The sequence below is a fragment of the Frankia sp. QA3 genome, assembly GCF_000262465.1.
Taxonomy (GTDB): Bacteria; Actinomycetota; Actinomycetes; order Frankiales; family Frankiaceae; genus Frankia.
In genome coordinates this window covers 5,482,380-5,499,996 of sequence record NZ_CM001489.1, presented here as the reverse complement: position 1 = coordinate 5,499,996, position 17,617 = coordinate 5,482,380, and the positions used below count along the sequence as shown (strand labels likewise).

12 protein-coding genes and 1 tRNA gene are annotated in these 17,617 nt (G+C 73.2%); 9 read left to right on the top strand and 4 right to left on the bottom strand.

All coding sequences use genetic code 11. The features are described from left to right. Nucleotides 1-27: 27 nt before the first annotated feature. A complete protein-coding gene (locus tag FRAQA3DRAFT_RS22510) occupies nucleotides 28-3,702 on the bottom strand; it encodes a sacsin N-terminal ATP-binding-like domain-containing protein (RefSeq protein ID WP_157467589.1) in 3,675 nt (1,224 codons plus the stop codon). A 115-nt stretch (nucleotides 3,703-3,817) separates the two neighbouring features. Here FRAQA3DRAFT_RS22510 and FRAQA3DRAFT_RS22505 point away from each other — a divergent pair, with 115 nt between their 5' ends. The 3 genes from FRAQA3DRAFT_RS22505 to purM all read left to right on the top strand — a co-directional run bounded on the left by FRAQA3DRAFT_RS22505 (nucleotide 3,818) and on the right by purM (nucleotide 7,781). Next, on the top strand, nucleotides 3,818-4,618 hold the full coding sequence (locus FRAQA3DRAFT_RS22505) for a sterol carrier family protein (RefSeq protein WP_051054447.1): 801 nt from the start codon (nucleotides 3,818-3,820) through the stop codon (nucleotides 4,616-4,618). A gap of 215 nt (nucleotides 4,619-4,833) precedes the next feature. Beyond that, nucleotides 4,834-6,567 carry an amidophosphoribosyltransferase gene (gene purF / locus FRAQA3DRAFT_RS22500; RefSeq protein WP_009741348.1) on the top strand — a complete coding sequence of 578 codons (1,734 nt, stop codon included), beginning with the start codon at nucleotides 4,834-4,836 and terminating at the stop codon, nucleotides 6,565-6,567. Next, nucleotides 6,564-7,781 carry a phosphoribosylformylglycinamidine cyclo-ligase gene (purM, locus tag FRAQA3DRAFT_RS22495; RefSeq protein WP_009741347.1) on the top strand — a complete coding sequence of 406 codons (1,218 nt, stop codon included), beginning with the start codon at nucleotides 6,564-6,566 and terminating at the stop codon, nucleotides 7,779-7,781. Before purF ends, purM begins: the two co-directional genes overlap by 4 nt. A gap of 292 nt (nucleotides 7,782-8,073) precedes the next feature. On the opposite strand, the gene FRAQA3DRAFT_RS22490 is transcribed toward purM, so the two are convergent. Next, nucleotides 8,074-8,280, bottom strand: a complete 207-nt coding sequence (locus FRAQA3DRAFT_RS22490; protein WP_009741346.1) for a DUF3073 domain-containing protein — start codon at nucleotides 8,278-8,280, stop codon at nucleotides 8,074-8,076. 315 nt (nucleotides 8,281-8,595) lie between these two features. Beyond that, complete coding sequence (locus tag FRAQA3DRAFT_RS22485; protein WP_009741345.1) at nucleotides 8,596-9,666, bottom strand: Glu/Leu/Phe/Val dehydrogenase dimerization domain-containing protein; 1,071 nt, start codon at nucleotides 9,664-9,666, stop codon at nucleotides 8,596-8,598. 315 nt (nucleotides 9,667-9,981) lie between these two features. On the opposite strand from FRAQA3DRAFT_RS22485, the gene FRAQA3DRAFT_RS22480 reads away from it, so the two are divergent. From FRAQA3DRAFT_RS22480 to FRAQA3DRAFT_RS22455, 5 genes are all read left to right on the top strand, one after another. Continuing rightward, a complete protein-coding gene (locus FRAQA3DRAFT_RS22480) occupies nucleotides 9,982-10,812 on the top strand; it encodes a hypothetical protein (RefSeq protein WP_009741344.1) in 831 nt (276 codons plus the stop codon). Between the two features lie 152 nt (nucleotides 10,813-10,964). Next, nucleotides 10,965-11,171 (top strand): developmental transcriptional regulator BldC, encoded by a 207-nt coding sequence (gene bldC / locus FRAQA3DRAFT_RS22475; protein WP_009741343.1) that lies wholly within the window; start codon nucleotides 10,965-10,967, stop codon nucleotides 11,169-11,171. Nucleotides 11,172-11,646: 475 nt separating this feature from the next. After that, entirely contained in the window at nucleotides 11,647-12,510 is an 864-nt protein-coding gene (locus tag FRAQA3DRAFT_RS22465; protein ID WP_009741342.1) for a hypothetical protein, read from the top strand. 118 nt (nucleotides 12,511-12,628) lie between these two features. Beyond that, a tRNA-Glu gene (locus FRAQA3DRAFT_RS22460) sits at nucleotides 12,629-12,704 on the top strand. A gap of 805 nt (nucleotides 12,705-13,509) precedes the next feature. After that, nucleotides 13,510-14,031, top strand: a complete 522-nt coding sequence (locus FRAQA3DRAFT_RS22455) for an ATP-binding protein (RefSeq protein WP_009741340.1) — start codon at nucleotides 13,510-13,512, stop codon at nucleotides 14,029-14,031. Here the strand turns inward: FRAQA3DRAFT_RS22455 and FRAQA3DRAFT_RS35375 are convergent. Continuing rightward, nucleotides 14,015-14,656: a GlxA family transcriptional regulator gene (locus tag FRAQA3DRAFT_RS35375; protein WP_198286963.1), complete on the bottom strand. Its 642-nt coding sequence runs from the start codon at nucleotides 14,654-14,656 to the stop codon at nucleotides 14,015-14,017. The genes FRAQA3DRAFT_RS22455 and FRAQA3DRAFT_RS35375 overlap by 17 nt on opposite strands. 313 nt (nucleotides 14,657-14,969) lie before the next feature. Here FRAQA3DRAFT_RS35375 and FRAQA3DRAFT_RS22445 point away from each other — a divergent pair, with 313 nt between their 5' ends. Next, complete coding sequence (locus tag FRAQA3DRAFT_RS22445) at nucleotides 14,970-17,375, top strand: leucine--tRNA ligase (RefSeq protein ID WP_009741339.1); 2,406 nt, start codon at nucleotides 14,970-14,972, stop codon at nucleotides 17,373-17,375. Nucleotides 17,376-17,617 lie beyond the last annotated feature (242 nt).

The following is a 17,617-nucleotide window of genomic DNA, read 5'->3' as shown; positions in this document are numbered from 1 at the left end:
ACGTCCCGCCACCGCCATCTCGCCGGCTCACGTCTCGTCGAGGTCGTCCTCCGCCGCGCGGAACGCCGCGCCCGCCGGGTCGCGCAGCTCCGCGGCGAGCGCGTGCCGCCGGTCCCACTGCCCGCCCCGCCAGGCCAGCGCCCGGGCCAGCGCGTCCGGACCGGCGTCGGCATCGACGTGCACCTCGCCGCCGATTCCGCCGAGCACCCGCCACGGCACCCTGGTCGGCCGGCCGGTCAGGTCCTCGACCAGCAGCGGGCGGTGCACGCGGTAGGGCGTGCCGTCCGGCGCGCGCCGGGGCTCGCCGGGCGCGGGCGAGCCTGGCACGGCGCCGGCATCCCCGTCCGCATGCCTCCCGCCGGCGATCTCGCAGGATGCGATCTCGGCGGCCAGCGGCACCCCGAGGACGTGGGCGACCTCGGCCGCGCGGTCCAGCGGCAGCCGCAGCGCCCCACGGCCGGTGCCCAGCAGGCCCAGCAGATCGGGCGCGTCCACGACGACGGCCTGCCCGCTCGGCACGACCCCGTCGGGTGTCCGCACGGTCAGCGGCGGGTCGAACCGCTCGTCGCGCGCGGATGCGTGCGGTGCCGCGAGCATCCGGGCCACGGCGTCGACCGCGGCGATGTACAGCGTGCGCGCTGCCGGCCAGGGGACCTCCCGATCCGCGTCGCCCAGCCGGTCGAGCAGATCCATGACCGCGCCGAGGTCGCCGAGGACGTCGTCGAGGGTGAGCCGGGCGCCGAGGTGACGCAGGAACTCGTCATCGACGCCGGCCAGCGGGGCGGCGGGGGCGAACAGGCCGGCGAGCAGCGGATCGGCCGCGGGTAGCAGCAGCTCGCGCGGCGGCAGCACCCGGTCGGTGCCCGCCACGGGCAGCACCGAGTGCCGCGCCAGCCACCACCGGGTGTACGACGGTTCCGGGGTGAACACGGCCTCGCGCAGCGGCGGGCGGGCCAGCTCCGCGAGCGCCTCGGGCCAGGCCGCCGGGTCGACGAGTTCGAGGTCGCGCACCGCCACGAACACGCCGATCATGGCCGGGGCGGGCGGTCCCCCCGCCGGCGGGCGGCGCAGGTTCGCCGAGCCCCCCGGTGCGCCGCCGTGATCACCGGCCGCGACGTCGTCGACCCAGGTGTCGCTGTCGTCGAGATCGAGCAGGATCTGCTCGTCGGCGTCCAGCGGCAGGTCGTAGGCGCGCAGCACGCCGAACGAGTGCAGCACGCCGACCCGTTCCAGCACCTGGGCGGGCCACGCCCGGGCGACCTCGGGCGCCAGTGTCGAGAACGGGGCGTCCTCGGCCAGCACCCGGTCCAGTGGACCCCCCTCGACGAGCAGCTCCCCGGCGGGGGTGAACTCGCCGTCGGCGGCCGGCAGCAGCAGGTCCTCCAGCCAGCCGAGCTCCGCCGGGTGCTCCTCGCCCGCGTCGCGGACCAGGGCGAGCACGGCTGCGGCCAGCGCCAGCAGGTCGTCGGGGTGGTCGTCCGGGTCGGCGTCGAGCACCGCCGCGCGCACCGCCGGATCGCGCAGCACCCCGGCCGGCGTGCCCTCGAGGGCGCCCAGGGTCCGCAGCGCGTCGCGGGCGCCGCCGGCGCAGGCGTCGGGATGGACCACCCGCAGCGGCAGCCCCGAGCGCACCAGGGCGACGATGTCCAGGTCGGCGGTGGGCAGCAGGGTGCCGCGCGGTCCGGTGACCATGCGGGTCCGCAGCCCGTCGCCGGTCGGTCCTGCGGCCGTCGGTCCCGCGAGTGGGTCGGCCGCGTCGGGCCCGTCCGCGCGGATCTCGGCGAGCGGCACCGGCAGCGCCCCCAAGGCGTCGCGGTCCGGCGCGCCGACCAGCAGCGCGTAGAGCCGTCCCCACCAGGCCGGCGGGCGGGAGACCTCGGACAACAGCTCGACCAGCGCGGCGCTGTCCACCCGCCGGACGCCGAGCAGGTCCAGCGCGGTGCGCCACTGCCGGGCGGCGTAGGCCGCCGGGAGCAGACCCGCCGCGAGCGCCGACTCGCCCGCACCCGTTCCTGCACCGCCCGCGGCGATCGGATCGGCCTGGCTGGTGGGGTCGGCCTGGCTGGTGGGGTCGGCCTGGCTGGCGGGGTCGGCTTGGCTCGCGGGGTCGGCGGGGTCGGCCGGAGGGCCGGGGGCGCGCAGCAGCTCGGTCACCGCGTCGGTGGCCGGCCCAAGGTCGGCCACGGAACAGTCCCGGCCGCGCAGGGCGCCGGGAAACAGCGCCGACTCGGGGAGCAGCCGCAGCAGGCGCTCCCGCAGCCGCCCGTCGACCTCGCCGAGGGCGAGCCCGGTCGGGACCAGGGCCAGGGCGGCCAGTGGATCGGGCGGCGCCCCCCCGGGTGCGTCCTGAGCGCCGGGGCCGCCGGCCCGTGCCTGGTCGCCGGGCTCCAGCCCGGTGCCGAGGTATTCGGCCAGGACGACGGCGGCCTCGGCCAGCTCGTCGGTCAGCCGATCACGCAGCGGGCCGCCGATGGTGTGCCGCCGGGACGGGTCCAGCGGCAGCTCGACGCTGGCCAGGACCGGCAGCGAGAGCGGCTCGTCGGTGGGCTGCGGCGCGCGCAGCACCCGGGCCACGCCGTCGGGCCAGCCGTCGTCGCGGACCATCACCCGAGCCGTGAATCCGGTCCGTCCCCGCTCTTCCACCGGGCGGTCGGCGAGCAGCGAGGCGGGGATCGTGCCGCTGCGGGCGATTCCGCGCCACCGCTCGCCGTTCAGGTCGGCTATCTCGACGCGTTCGGTGACCGGCCCGCCGGCCGGCCCGGCGCCGTTCACCTGCCCCGCACCCCGGCGGCCGTCCGGGCCGCCGCGCAGCCAGCGGCAGGTGACGGTTCGCACGGCACCGTCCACGTCGACGACGATCTCGCCGGGGCCGCCGAGTACCAGTGGCAGGGTGGGATCGAGCCCGGCCAGCAGCTCCCGCGCGAGCGCCGCCGCGGCGCCGTCGCGCAGGGGGAGCCGGACCACGGTGTCGTAGCCCTCGGGCGGCGGCCCGGTGGTGATCGTGAACGGCAGCCGGAGGATCGGCACGGCACCCTCGCGCCGAGAGAGTTCCTCGCCCAGACGCGCCGCCGGGCCGCCGCCGATGCCGCCGGCGGCTCCGGGGGCGTCGAGGGGCGACCCGAGATTCGTTGCGTCGCGATTCGTTACGTCGCCATGGATTACGTCACCGCCGGCCAGCGGGGTGGCCGGCGCGGCGAGGGCCGCCACCGCGTCGATCACGCGGGTCCTCGACCAGGCCACGCCGGTCGCCAGCGGGTCCGAGTCGCCGCGGGAGACGATCGAGGGCTCGTCCGTCACCGCGAGGACCGCGGCGAAACCGGCGCCGAACCGGCCGACGGAGGCGCTGTCGCGTTTGGCGGAGGCCCGCAGGGTCGACAGTGCCTCGACGCCGGCGGCCGAGAGCGCCGCCCCGGTGTTGGCGACCTCCAGCAGGCCGCCGGGCCCGGCACCCGGCGCGGTGGCGTCGATGTCCAGCCGCAGGAGCACCCGCGCCGGCACGCCGGCCTCGCCCGCGGCGTCGACCGCGTTCTGCAACAGCTCCACGACGAGGCGGTCGTGGTAGGCGCCGAGGGCCGCATCCTCCTCCGCGTTGGCATCCTCCCGGAAGCGGGCCGGCGAGGCGACCCAGGCGTCCAGCACCCGCCGCCGGATCGCCGCGGTCCCGTACACGTCTGCCGCAGCATGTGCGGCGGTCACTGACACCCGTCCATACTCGTCTTCCCGCCCCGCCCGCGGCGGGAGCGGGGCTCGGATCGCGGGCGGCGCCGTGGCCGGGCTGGCGCCGATCGGGCCGGCGCCGACCGGGCAGGATGGGGTGATGTCCTCCCGAACCCGCCGCCGGGACGCCATGGCGGTGCTCCCCGAGCTCGCCGCGGCCGTCGTGCCCCAGTGGCGGCGGGTCGCCGACGCCGTGGGCGACCTGCCGGACGACGCGTTCGCCGCGCCGAGCGTGCTACCCGGTTGGACGGTCGGTGACCTGGTCATGCACGTCGGCCGGTCCGCGACCGCGCTGACGCAGGCCCTCGCCCCGGCCCTCCCGGCCGGGGCCGCCGCCGGGCCGCGGCCGGTCCCGGCGGTCGACTACCTCACGGGCACCGGGGCCCGGGCGGAGATGATCGCGGACACCGCCCGGTCCCTGGCGGCGGGCACCGGGCCGGCCGGCATGCGCAGGCGGCTGGCCGCCGAGGTGTCGGCGGCGGCGGCCGCGCTGGCGCAGGTCACCGACGGCGATCCGGTAGTCGCGACCCCGGGCGGCCCGATGCTGCTGACCGAGTTCCTGCGCACCCTGGCGGTGGAGGCGGTCGTACACGGCCTCGACCTCGGCGTCGAGCCGCTGCGACCGGCGTTGAAGGTGGTGACGCGGCTGTTCGCCGAGCTGTTCGCCCACCGTGTGCCCGGGCACACGGTGGAGCTGCGGGTACCGCCCTTCGTCGCCGTCCAGGTCGTCGAGGGGCCCCGGCACACCCGCGGCACCCCGCCGAACGTGGTCGAGGCCGGACCGGTCGCGTTCGTCCTGCTCTGCGCGGGACGGTTGGCCTGGGGCGACGCCGTGGCCGACGGGCGGATCTCCGCCAGCGGTGAGAGGGCCGATCTCAGCGGTCACCTGCCGCTGTTGTGACGGGGGGGTGGGCTGCGGGGCAATGGGCCAGCACGCGAGGCAAGGGCCGATGCGCGTCGTCGCTGCTAGCGTGGAGAGAGGTAGCTGCCGGTCGAGGCGGTGGCCGGAACCGGTCCGGTACGTCTCGTCACGAGTGAGGACGGGCCGGCGTGGACGCGGTCCCGCGCGTAACCCTCCGCATTTCTCCGGTGTCCCTGACCAGTCGAGGAGCCCTGGTGCCAGACGTCGCCGCCCGCTTTGGCGCCACCCCCGCAGCGGGGTCCGAGCTGTCCGACGACCCCGGTCCCCGGGACGCCTGTGGCGTCTTCGGCGTCTGGGCGCCCGGTGAGGACGTGGCGAACCTGGCCTACTACGGGTTGTACGCCCTGCAGCACCGCGGTCAGGAGGCGGCCGGCATCGCGGTCGGCGACGGCCGGACGGTCGTGGTGTTCAAGGAGCTCGGGCTCGTCGCCCAGGTCTTCGACGAGATCACCCTGTCCAGCCTGAGCGGCCACGTGGCGGTGGGGCACACCCGGTACTCGACGACCGGCTCCTCCACCTGGGAGAACGCCCAGCCGTCCTACCGCACGGCCCGCTTCGGCGGCCCGATCGCGCTCGGCCACAACGGCAACCTCACCAACATCGTCGAGCTCGCGCAGGGGCTGGACGCCGGGCGGGACAGGCTGCGCGCGACCACCGACTCGGACCTCATCACCGCGATGCTCGCCGACCATCCCGGGCCCACCCTCGCCGATGCGGCGATGGCCGTGCTGCCTCGGCTCGCCGGCGCCTTCTCGCTGGTCTTCTCGGACGCCTCGACCCTCTACGCGGCCCGCGACCCGCACGGCATCCATCCCCTCGTCCTCGGCCGCCTGGCCGAACACCCGGACGGGGCGTGGATCGTCGCCAGCGAGACCGCCGCCCTCGACATCGTCGGCGCGACCTTCGTCCGCGAGGTCGAGCCCGGCGAGATGATCGTCATCGACGCCACCGGGGTGCGGTCACGCACCTTCGCTCGGGCCGATCCGCACGGCTGCCTGTTCGAGTACGTCTACCTCGCCCGCCCGGACACGGCGATCGCCGGCCGTTCGGTGCACGCCACCCGGGTCGACGTGGGCCGCCAGCTCGCCCGCGAGGCGCCCGTGGAGGCGGACCTCGTGATCCCGGTGCCGCAGTCCGGGGTGCCCGCCGCGGTCGGCTACGCGGAGCAGTCCGGCATCCCGTTCGGGGAGGGGCTGGTCAAGAACTCCTACGTGGGCCGCACCTTCATCCAGCCGTCGCAGACGATCCGCCAGCGCGGGATCCGGCTCAAGCTGAACCCGCTGCGTGACGTCATCGAGGGCCGCCGCCTGGTCGTCGTGGACGATTCGATCGTGCGCGGGAACACGCAGCGGGCTCTGGTCCGGATGCTGCGCGAGGCCGGCGCCGCCGAGGTCCACATCCGGATCTCCTCACCCCCGGTGCGCTGGCCCTGCTTCTACGGCATCGACTTCGCCACCCGCGCCGAGCTCATCGCCAGCGACGCCGGCGTCGAGGAGATCCGCGTCTCGCTCGGCGCGGACTCGCTGGCCTACGTCTCGCTGGAGGGTCTGGTCGCCGCGTCCCACCAACCGGCCGAGGCCCTGTGCCGGGCCTGTTTCGACGGCATCTACCCGGTGCCGCTGACCGAGTCCGACAAGCTCGGCAAGCACCGCCTGGAGCCGATGGCCGGCGTTCAGACGACCGCGGACATGATCGCCGAGGCGATGCGCCGGGAGGTGACGCTCGGCATGAACGGGGCCGATCCGTCCCCGGACGACCATGATGACGTCGACCTGGCCGACAGCGCCGGCCCCGCGGCCCGCGCGGGCGACGGCCCGGTGACCCAGGGGGAGAACGGGCGGGCGCCCGGGCCCGGCCTGGACCCGCCGCCGGCGGCGGAGCGCCGCGGCGCTCACCGGCCCGAGCCGGCCGGGGCGAGGCCGGCATGAGCGGCGCCGAGCGGATCGCGGCCGGGGCTGCCACCCCGACGCCGGTGGGGGGTGCCTCGTACCACGCCGCGGGGGTCGACGTGGCCGCGGGGGACCGGGCCGTCGAGCTGATGCGCAGGCACGTGGCGCGGGCGACGCGGCCCGAGGTGGTCGGTTCGTTGGGCGGGTTCGCCGGCCTGTTCGCCCTGGACACGGCACGCTACCGGCAGCCGCTGCTCGCCTCGTCCACGGACGGCGTCGGCACCAAGATCGCACTCGCCCGCGCCCTCGACGCGCACGACACGGTCGGCATCGACCTGGTCGCCATGGTCGTCGACGATCTCGTCGTCTGCGGTGCCGAGCCGCTGTTCCTGCTCGACTACATCGCCTGCGGGTCCCTGGTGCCCGCGCGGATTGCGGAGATCGTCTCGGGAATCGCGGCCGGATGCGAGCAGGCCGGGGCGGCGCTGGTCGGCGGCGAGACCGCCGAGCATCCCGGGCTCATGGGTAGCGACGACTACGACCTGGCCGCGACGGGGGTCGGGGTCGTGGAGGCCGACGGCGTGCTCGGGCCGGAGCGAGTCCGGCCCGGGGACGTGGTGGTCGCGATGGCATCATCCGGCATCCACTCCAACGGCTTCTCGCTCGTACGGCACATCTTGTTCGGTCCTGTTGATTCTGGCCAGCCCGGTGGGGTCTCCGAAACCGCTGCGGCGGGTCTGAGGTCATATGTCCCCTCGCTGGGGGACACACTCGGCCGGTCCCTGCTGACCCCGACCCGCATCTACGCAAGGGACTGTCTGGCCCTGGCGGCGGCGGTCGAGGTGCACGCCTTCGCTCACATCACCGGCGGCGGCCTCGCCGCGAACATCGCCCGCGTGATCCCCGCCGGCCTGGTGGCCACCCTCGACCGGGCGTCCTGGGCGGTGCCCCCGATCTTCGGTCTGCTCGCCGAGCGCGGCGCGGTGGCCCAGGCGGACATGGAGAGCACTTTCAATCAGGGCATCGGCATGGTGGCGGTGCTGCCGGCCGGTGTCGTCCCCGAGGCGCTCGCGCTGCTCGCGGAGCGGGAGGTGCCCTCATGGGTCGTCGGCGAGATCGGTACCGCGGCCAGTGGGACCCCTGCCGGCGGTGAGCTCGGCGCGGGCGGGGCCGGTGTGGGGGAGGCGGGTACGGGCGAGCCGGGGGCGGATGCCACCGTCCGGGCCCGGCTGGTCGGGCGGCACCCGGGCTGAGCCGCGCGGGCGGCACCCGGGCTGAGCCGCTCGCGCGAGTCGCTGCGGGCAGGGTGCGCCCGCGCGCGAGGACGGGCCGCGTGACCCCGGGGCGCGTACGCGAGCGGCGCCGCACACGCGGCGCTTCTCGGTCGCGCACCGCGAACAGGCATGCCAACCAGTGTGATCGCGCGTGCACGGAGGCAGCACGATATGGCGGTGGATGTCCGGGCCGAAGCCCGGACGACCACCATCGGCGACGACCGCCGGGGTGAGCCTGCCGCGGCGGGACGGCTACCGACGTGACGCTGCGTCAGCGGGAGGAACGGCGATCATCCTCGTCGTCTGCGTAAGCGTCGTATCCGTAATCGTCATCTACATGCACGTCGTCGCTGTTGTTCTCGCGCGTCGAGCCCGCGCCCAGATCCGCCTTCAATCGGTCGAGATCCATATTGGGCGAGTTGTACTTGAGCTCGCGGGCGACTTTCGTCTGCTTGGCCTTAGCTCGGCCGCGCCCCATGGCTCGACCCCCTCGAACATGACGACGGGGACCCGCCCCGGTGCTCTCACTGTCTCGTGCTTCCCGAGACTACAGGGACCGGAGGCTTCTCGGCACGCCAACCCGACAGTTGCCTGTCCTCGGACAAGATGTCCACGATCGGAAGCGCTCCGTGAAGCCTGCTGTCCGGCGGGTTCGAGTGGGGGATCGGTGCCGCTCACCGGCCCGCCGCCAGCCCGACCCGCCACGCCGTGGTGTGCGCACCGTCACGTTCTCCCGGCCGTTCTGACCTGCGCGGACGTGCCGTGGCCCGGCGTCGGGGGCCGGCCGTGTGACTCACGGCAGCAGGATCCCCCGCAGCCGGCCAACCTCGACCATGCGGCGCTCGGCGAGTCGTTCGGCCGCCTTCGCCGGCGCCACGCCCTCGTCCCGGGCGAGGCGGAAGACCTCCGCGGTGGTGTCGAAGATGCGTGCCGCCCGGGCCCGGGCCCGCTCCGGCGAGTACCCCTGGATCTCGTCGGCGACCTGGATGAGTCCGCCGGCGTTGACGACGAAGTCGGGCGCGTAGAGCACCCCGGCGTCGGCGAGCCGGCGGCCGATGTCGGGGGTGGCGAGCTGGTTGTTGGCCCCGCCGCAGACGATCTCCGCGCGCAGCCGGGTGACCGTCTCGGCGCTCAGCACGCCCCCGAGCGCGCACGGCGAGTAGACGTCGAGGTCGAGATCGAACAGCTGGTCCGGGTCGGCCACGGTCTGCGCGGTCGGGAATTCGGCGCGCACCCGGGCCAGGGCCGCCGGGTCGACGTCCGCGGCGATCACCGAGGCCCCGTCCTCCACCAGGTGCCCGACGAGGCGGCGGCCGACCTTACCGACGCCGCTGACCCCCACCCGGCGCCCGCCGAGGTCCGGCGTCCCCCACCGGTGCCGGGCGGCGGCGCGCATGCCCTCGAAGACCCCGTAGGCGGTCAGCACGCCGGAGTCGCCCGACCCGCCGTACGCCGGCGAGCGCCCGGTCACCCAGCGCGTCTCGCGGGCGATGACGTCCATGTCGTCGACGTAGGTGCCGACGTCGCAGGCGGTGATGTAGCGCCCGCCCAGCGAGGCGATGTGGCGGCCGAAGGCGCGCAGCAGCGGCTCGGACTTGTCGCGGGCGGGGTCGCCGATGATGACCGCCTTGCCGCCGCCGAGGTCCAGGCCCGCGCAGGCGGCCTTGTAGGCCATCGCCCGGGACAGCGCCAGGGCGTCGGCGAGCGCGTCGTCGTCGTCGGCGTAGGGGTGGAAGCGGGTGCCCCCGAGCGAGGGGCCCAGCGCGGTCGAGTAGACCGCGATGATCGCGCGTAGCCCGGCACGCTGGTCCGAGCACAGCAGCACCTGTTCGTGGTCGCGAACGGCACCGAACAGCGATGTCATGGCGCACCTCCTGGGGGACGGACCCGGCTTGAGACCCGGACCGCCGCGGCGCCGTTCGCCCGGCGGACCTGCGGGTCGGCGGCCGGCTGGGCGCGGGCGGCGGCGGCGGCCGGGTCCTGGCGAACCCTACGGCCCCGGTAGCGCGCACGGCTTGCGTGCGGACGTGCCAGGATCGAGGCATGCCAGGTTCCAGGGCATCCGCGTGGGTGTCGTCCGCGGCTGTCCGGCGCGTGACCGGGCTCGCCCTGCGGGATGGGCGTCGCGCCGCCTCCACGCGCCCGGCGCCCGGGTCGGACGCGGTCAGTGGGAGCTGAGATGGCTGTTGTCTCGCCTGCGGCGTACCTGCGCGTGTACGAGCCGCTCGCGGCCTTCCCGGCCGCCGAGCGCGGGCGCTGGCAGCGCTACGCCGCCGCGGGGCCGCCGTCCCGGCGGGCCGGCTCGCGTCGGGAGCGGGTCGTCGCCCTGGTCGCGACCGTCCGGCCGACCCTCGACGTGGCCGACGAGTCGGCGTTCGTGCAGTGGATCGACGGGCTGATGTTCGTCTGCCCGTGGTCGACCCAGCTGCGGGTGTGGCAGGCGGCGCTGGAGTTCCGTGGCCTGATGCCCGAGCGGGTCGCCGAGGCGTTCCTGCCGCGGCGGATCACCGAGCCGGCCGAGATCGAGCTGGACCGCTGGAAGGCCCGCCGGCCGAGCCTGAAGGTCCACGTCCAGACCTGCACCTGGATGGTCCCGCCGCCGTGGTTCCTGCTGTTCGACCCGGCCGAGCGGTCGCTGGTGACCGGGGACACCGCCGAGCGGTCGATGATCTATCGGACGACGATGAGCCTGGCCCGGCGCCGGGCGAGCCGAGCGGTGGAGGCGGTGGAGGCGCTGCGGGGGGGCGCGGGCGACGCCCCCGCGGTCGAGGGCATCGGCGATCTGGCCCGTTGGCTGGGGTCCTTCCATCCGCAGAGCAGGGTCGAACTGGACTACGACGGGCTAGTTGACCTGCTCGACGATGACATGCTTCGGCGCGACAGCTCGGTAGAGGACATCGTCGAGGCTGTCAGCGCGTTACGCCGTGGGCGAACAGACCTAGCGGTCGAAGCCTACGAACGGGTCCTGATGAGGTGGAGACCCTTGCAGGCGCGGGAATCCGCAAGCTGATCGACGCATTCCGTTAACCGAGAGTCGCCGTCCGCTTCGGACGAGCTGTGACTAGTCAGCAGATGGTCCTGACGTGCCATGTCCGAAATGCCCCCGAAGGATGCACGATCTGTATGGGACGGAGCGACGCTCTGTGACGGGAGGCCAACACAATGACGACACGAACGCCGGACGCCGAGCCGCTGCTGACGCCCGCCGAGGTAGCCACGATGTTTCGGGTTGACCCGAAGACCGTGACCCGGTGGGCGAAGGCCGGCAAGCTGACGTCGATTCGGACCCTGGGTGGGCACCGCCGGTACCGAGAGGCCGAGGTGCGCGCCCTGCTGAAGGGGGTCCCGAGCATCGGAGGCGACATCTAGATCGCGCTGACCTGGCGCGTAGCCGGAAACATCCCCTTTCCCTCGCCCGGGCGGCATCCACCGCCAGTGCGAGGGTGTCGGTGGTCCGACCCCGTGGAATAGGGCCGAAGGTCCGAAGGCTGTCCGTCCACTGTGAACCGGACAGTCGGCCGGTCCGGGCCCCCACCTTCGGGCCACCCGACGTAAAGGAAGTGTGAAGATCCGGATGCCGGGCTGCCCGGACGGCGGGGAGGCCGCCGGGCGGAGTCCGGTTCGCGTCGACGTCCGCGTCAAGGACCACCTGAGCACCGGGAGGGCGCAGGGTGGGCCTGTTGGGGAACCGGCGGACGGCCCGGGTGGGCCGTCCGCCGGCCTCGTCGTACGCGGCGAAGGCGTCGGACGGGCCGCCACGGCCTGGCGGCCGTTCACCGACCGATGACCGACATCCGCCGCCTGGCCAGCCCAGGCGGTGTGGGGTCGGGCGAGGGGCTGCGCCATGGACCATGACCGCCCCCAGGGCTGGGTGGCGCGCTCCGCCGTACCCGGGTTCCTGCCCGGCGGCAGCGCGTTCCGGTTCACGAACAGCTTCGACGTCCAGCCGCTGCTGGCCCTGCGGCTGCCCGGGATGCCCTGGGGCATCGGGATCGGGGACGCCAGCCGCGGCCTGTGCGGCGGAATGATCTTCGCGGTGCGCGACCTGTTCGAGGCGGGCATCGCTGCGCCGCCCGACGCCGAGCCGCCCCGGCGGGGCTCCCCGCTGTACGGCTACCTCGTGCGTCGGCTGCTGGCGAGCTTCGACCTTCCCCGTGGCGTCGCCCGGTACTACGGGCTCATGCGGGGCGCCGACGCCTACCCACGGCCGCGCACCGGGGTCGCGTGGTGGCCCGGCACGAGCCGGCCGGACCGTCGCGGCTCTACCTCTGACCGTCCCGGCTCTGCTCTGGGACGGCCCGGCAGCGCGCTGGGCCGCCTCGGTGTGGGACGGCGCAGCCTCGCCGACGAATGGCCACGGATCCGGCTCGATCTCGACTCCGGGCGGCTCGCCCCGATCGGCATCATCACCGTCCACTCGGCGGATCCCCTGCAACTCGGCCTGAACCACCAGGTCCTCGCCTACGCCTACACCCAGGTCGACACGGCGGTGACCCTGCGCGTCTACGACCCGAACACGCCGCTGGAGCGGGCCGACGACGTCACGATGTCCTTCGACCTCGCCGACGCCGGCGGTGGCGCGCAGGCGGTGCGCATCACCCACTCGATCGCGATCGGCGGCCGGCCGGTGCGCGCGTTCTTCCACTCCCGCTACCGCTGGGCCGACCCGCGCCCGGCCCTGCGCGCCCACTCCGCCGGCCTGCGCTGACCGGACCTGGCGCGAACGGGTTTGTCGCCCGCCCTGGCCATCCCCTATGCTTGCAGTGCTTCAGACGATCGACGATGTGGCGGAGCGGTTGCTCTGCTCCGGCTGTGGTCGTCACCGCGCCCCCATCGTCTAGCGGCCCAGGACGTCGCCCTTTCAAGGCGGTAGCACGGGTTCGAATCCCGTTGGGGGCACCAGGGTGTAGTTGGTCGACTACAGAATGTAGATAGCTGTCGATAGATCACCGATTCCTGGTGACACCGCAAGATCCGACAGAGGAATTTTCGCTACGTTGCGTGGCTAGCGGCTTGTTCGCGCCTCGCATTACCCGGCAGCGACATCCACGGGTTCGAAGCCCACTATCGCGCGAATTCAACCCCTGTGGCCGGAGCGGACCGTTTGACATGCCGTCACCACGACGAGGTGGGTTGAGGCGGCCCTGAGCTCGGTCACGTGCTCCGCGAACCCGGAGGCGCCCATGGCCCCAACGCCACCGTGATCGTCACGACGCCCAGGGCTGCCCTTGCGCGCTCATGCCGAGCAGGCAACGGCACGAGACTGGGCGCCATGGCTACCCCACACCGCTTTCTCGTGCTCGACCGGAACTCCAATGGCCCCCAGTAGTCCAGGTGCGCCGTCCGGTACACCTCGCCCTCGCGGTCGCGTGCGGCGTTGACCGCGGCGACCACGTGCGCGGCGTCGGCACCTTGCCTCGGGGCATGTTGATGATCATGGCGCGGACATCTGCCAACCCGGGTGCCCGGCCCGCGAGGAGAAGACGCGGGCTGACCGATCAGGCCCTCTACAGAGCTCGGGCGACCGAAGTGCCGTCACGTGAACCGCTTCGGAAGAGCACGCCGGCGCGCGCCGCCGGGGACAACCCACCACCGTCCGGATATCTCATGCTCGCGACAGACCCGCCGCCGGCCGGCACGTGGGTACGCCGGGCGTTATCAACCAGACAGAGAACCCGACCAGTCAAGATCTTGTAGTCTCGCCCTCATGGGCGAAGCGGATCTTCTGCCGGACCTCGTCGGGACGGAGCGCGGTCTCGTCGTGATGATGTGCGGTCTGCCTGGCTCGGGCAAGAGTACGTATGCGCGGGCCCTTGAGCGTCGCGGCTACACCCGACTCTCGATCGACGAGATTGTGTGGATATGGACCGGCCGCGATGGGGCTGAACTCGACCCGGCGGAGTACGAGCATCTCAAGTCGACGGCCGAGCAGCAACTGTGGGACGACCTGATCCGCCTGCTGGAGGCGAAGGTGCCCGCGGTCATCGACTACAGCTTTTGGAGCCGGACCACCCGAGATCGATACAAGGCCGTGATCGAGAGCCACGGATGCCGATGGGAACTTGTCCGCCTGAAGGCGGACCTCGAAACACTCCGGCGTCGACTGGCGATCCGCAATCAGCGCAACGACGCGAACAGCGTCACCGTCTCCGATGAGCTGCTGGAACGCTACTTCGCCAACTTCCAGGAGCCCGCGGGCGAGGGGGAGCGCGTCATCTTCCAGGAGTGAGCCGGAAGGGCCAGTGACCTGGCACGTCCGGTCGGTGACCTTCGAGGCGCGGGTGGCGGGCTGGAAGGACCAGGTGTGGCCGGCGGTACAAGGACGGCGGGCGACCGAGGCGCCTGGCTGTGCTTCGAAGACGAGCGGCTTCGGTGCGCGCAACTCGAACGTAACGGGCGGGGGTCATGCCCACCTGAGCATTGAACAGTCGCGTGAGATGACGCGTGCTGAGCCCGGCTCTGGCCGCGAGGTTCGGTGGGGCGAGGTCGTCGGTCAGGTGACCGGCTATGAAGTCGATGACGCCGTGGACGAGGTCGTTCTCGGAAGCGGCGGGTGCGACGAACATGCTTGTCTGGGCCTGGCTCGCCGGTCGCTGAAGATAGGTGACGAGCGAACGGGCAACCGAGCGGGCGAGCGCCGAACCGTGGTCCTCGGCGATGAGGGCGAGGGAGACGTCGAGAGTGCTGGTGACGCCGGCAGCGGTGTAGCTGTTCCCGTCTTTGATGTACAGAGGCTTCGGGTCGACGTCGACGGCGGGGTAGGCCCGGGCGAGCCGGGCCGCGGTGGCCCAGTGCGTGGCGACCCGGCGTCGTCCAACAGGCCGGCGCAGGCCAGGATGGTGGCGCCGGTGCACACCGACACGACGCGACGGGCGTCGCCGGCGAGGTGACGGACCAGGCCGACAACGCCGCTGGACGTGACCGCCGCGCTCTCGGACAGACGTTCCTGAGCTCGGGCGGGACCCGCCTGAGGACGGGGCTGGAAGGCGTGGCGTCGAGATGACTCCTGGCCGCGGCACTGGTACCGTTGGCGCCATGCGCTTTTCGCTGCTCCTTACCTGGCCGCGCTGATTCGGTTCCCTGATCGGGCACACTCGGCGCGGCAGCCCCTCCCCGTGAGGGGCTTTTTCGTGCCCGGGGTCGATCAGGAGTAGCAGGAGCACGGCCATGAGGGTCAAGCCGGCCATGTCGCGGGACGTGGAAGCAAAGTGGCAGCGAGTGTGGGTGGAGCGTGGGACGTTCCGCGCCCAGGACGACGGGCGGGCGACGCGGCGCTACCTGCTGACGATGTTTCCTTATCCGTCGGGTGACCTGCACATGGGTCACGCGGAGGTGTTCGCCCTGGAGGATGTCGTCGCGCGCTACTGGCGGCTGCGCGGCTATGACGTCATGAATCCGATCGGATGGGACTCCTTCGGTCTTCCGGCCGAGAACGCCGCTATCCGCCGGGGGGAGAACCCCGCGGTCTTCACCGAGGAGAACATCGCCGACCAGGCGCGTTCCATCAGGCGTTACGGGGTTTCCTTCGACTGGTCCCGTCGGCTGGAGACCCATCGGCCCGAGTACTACCGTTGGACGCAGTGGCTGTTCCTCCGGCTGCGTGAGCGAGGACTGGCGTACCGGGCCGCCGGGGCGGTGAACTGGTGCCCGCGGGACCAGACGGTCCTGGCCAACGAACAGGTCGTCGCCGGGCGTTGCGAGCGGTGCGGCGCACAGGTCAGCCGTCGTGATCTGACCCAGTGGTTCTTCCGCGTCACCGCCTATGCCGACCGGTTGCTCGACGACATGACGCAGCTGGAGGGCGGGTGGCCCGAACGGGTCCTGACGATGCAGCGCAACTGGATCGGTCGCCGCGAAGGCGTACGCGTCCGGTTCGACGTCCTGAGCACCGGTGGGACCTGCGCCGGCGAGGTGGTCGAGGTCTTCACGACCCGTCCGGACACGCTGCCCGCAGCCACGTTCCTCGTCGTCGCGCCCGAGAGCGGGCTCGCGGCCACGCTGTGCGCGGCGGACCGGGCGGACGAGCTGCTGCGGTACCGGGACAGGGCCGCCGCGGCCGGTGACATCGCCCGTTCGGCCGTGAACCGCGAGAAGACCGGCGTCTTCCTCGGAACGTGGGTCGCCCATCCCGTGACCGGCGAACGGCTGCCCGTCTGGGCGGCCGACTACGTGCTGCCGAGGTCTGGAACCGGGGCTGTCATGGGGGTTCCCGCGTGCGACGAGCGCGATGCCGCCTTCGCGCGCGCGCACGGCCTGCGCGAAACGCCTCCAGGCGAGAGGTGGCCGACGGCGGCGCAGGCCATCGCGTGGCTTGAGGCCACCGGCCATGGCGAGCCGGCCACGTCCTACCGGCTGCGCGACTGGCTGGTGTCCCGCCAACGGTACTGGGGTGTGCCGATCCCGATCGTGCACTGCCCGCGCTGCGGCGAGGTGGCGGTGCCGGATGACGAGCTGCCGGTGCGGCTGCCGGACCTGTGCGGAAGCGAGCTCCTGCCGCGAGGCGTGGCCCCGCTCGCCGCCGCGCGATCCTGGGTGGAGGTACCGTGCCCGGCGTGCGGCGGCCCCGCGGAAAGGGACACCGACACCATGGACACCTTCGTCGATTCCTCGTGGTACTTCCTGCGTTACTGCTCACCCGACGCCACCGACGTCCCGTTCCGACCCGAGGACGCTCGGCGGTGGATGCCCGCCGCGCAGTACGTCGGAGGAGCCGAGCATGCGATCCTGCACCTGCTCTACAGCCGGTTCGTCACCAAGGTCCTGCACGACCTGGGCATGGTCGACGTCGTCGAACCGTTCGCCACCCTGCTCAACCAGGGCCATGTGATCAACGGTGGCAGGGCCATGAGCAAGTCCCTGGGCAACGGAGTCAAGCTCGGTGAACAGCTCGACCGGTACGGCGCCGACGCCGTGCGCCTGGCAATGGTCTTCGCCGGGCCGCCCGAGGACGACATCGACTGGGCCGACCTGTCACCAGCAGCCATGCAACGCTTCCTCGCCCGGGCGCTGCGCCTGGCCGACGAGGTTGGACCCGCCACCTCGCTGCCCGCCCCCTCGTCCCCACCGTCGGCGCCGGCCGGCGGCGACGACCTGAGGCGGACGGTTCACCGGACGGTGCGCGACATCGAAGGGCTGCTGGCGGCGGACCGTTTCAACGTCGTCGTGGCACGCGTCATGGAACTGCTCAACGTCACCCGTAGGACGCTGGCCACGGGCCTCGGCGCCCGAGAGGCCGCCGTGCGGGAAGCAGTCGAGACCTTCGCCGTCCTGCTGAGCCTGTTCGCCCCCTACACCGCCGAGGAGATGTGGGAACGCCTCGGACACGAACCGTCCGTGTCCGACGCGGCCTGGCCCGTCGTCGACGCGTCGCTTCTCACCGACGAGACCGTCGAGGCCGTCGTCCAGGTACAGGGCAGGCTCCGGGACCGCTTCACCGTTGCGACCACCGTCACGGCCGACGAGCTGCGGCAGCTCGCCCTCGAACGTCCGGCGGTCCAACGCGCCCTGGCCGGCCGAGCGATCGCGAAAACCGTCGTGCGACCGCCCCGCCTCGTCAACATCGTCCTGCGCTGACCCGCGGCTCGCGACCGCGTGCTGGCTGTCCCGGCGCCATGGCTGGGGTTTACCGTCCGTCAGCGCCCGCCGGTGGGGAAGAATGCTGCTCGAATGGCTGCTCGTACTGACCGCCGTGATCAGCCTCGGCGTCCTGTTCCCGGGATCCTTCCGGTCCAGCAACTCCAGATCCTGGAAAGCGCTAGAACTGTCTGGAATGCGAACGTCTCCGCCAACGACACCCGGGGGACGGCATAGACGGG

Coding starts and splice junctions, on each gene's coding strand:
- FRAQA3DRAFT_RS22455 (WP_009741340.1), top strand. CDS start 13,510: ATGGGCGAAGCGGATCTTCTGCCGGACCTCGTCGGGACGGAGCGCGGT.
- FRAQA3DRAFT_RS22485 (WP_009741345.1), bottom strand. CDS start 9,666: ATGACATCGCTGTTCGGTGCCGTTCGCGACCACGAACAGGTGCTGCTG.
- FRAQA3DRAFT_RS22490 (WP_009741346.1), bottom strand. CDS start 8,280: ATGGGGCGCGGCCGAGCTAAGGCCAAGCAGACGAAAGTCGCCCGCGAG.
- bldC (WP_009741343.1), top strand. CDS start 10,965: ATGACGACACGAACGCCGGACGCCGAGCCGCTGCTGACGCCCGCCGAG.
- FRAQA3DRAFT_RS22505 (WP_051054447.1), top strand. CDS start 3,818: ATGTCCTCCCGAACCCGCCGCCGGGACGCCATGGCGGTGCTCCCCGAG.
- FRAQA3DRAFT_RS22465 (WP_009741342.1), top strand. CDS start 11,647: ATGGACCATGACCGCCCCCAGGGCTGGGTGGCGCGCTCCGCCGTACCC.
- purM (WP_009741347.1), top strand. CDS start 6,564: ATGAGCGGCGCCGAGCGGATCGCGGCCGGGGCTGCCACCCCGACGCCG.
- FRAQA3DRAFT_RS22445 (WP_009741339.1), top strand. CDS start 14,970: ATGAGGGTCAAGCCGGCCATGTCGCGGGACGTGGAAGCAAAGTGGCAG.
- FRAQA3DRAFT_RS22480 (WP_009741344.1), top strand. CDS start 9,982: ATGGCTGTTGTCTCGCCTGCGGCGTACCTGCGCGTGTACGAGCCGCTC.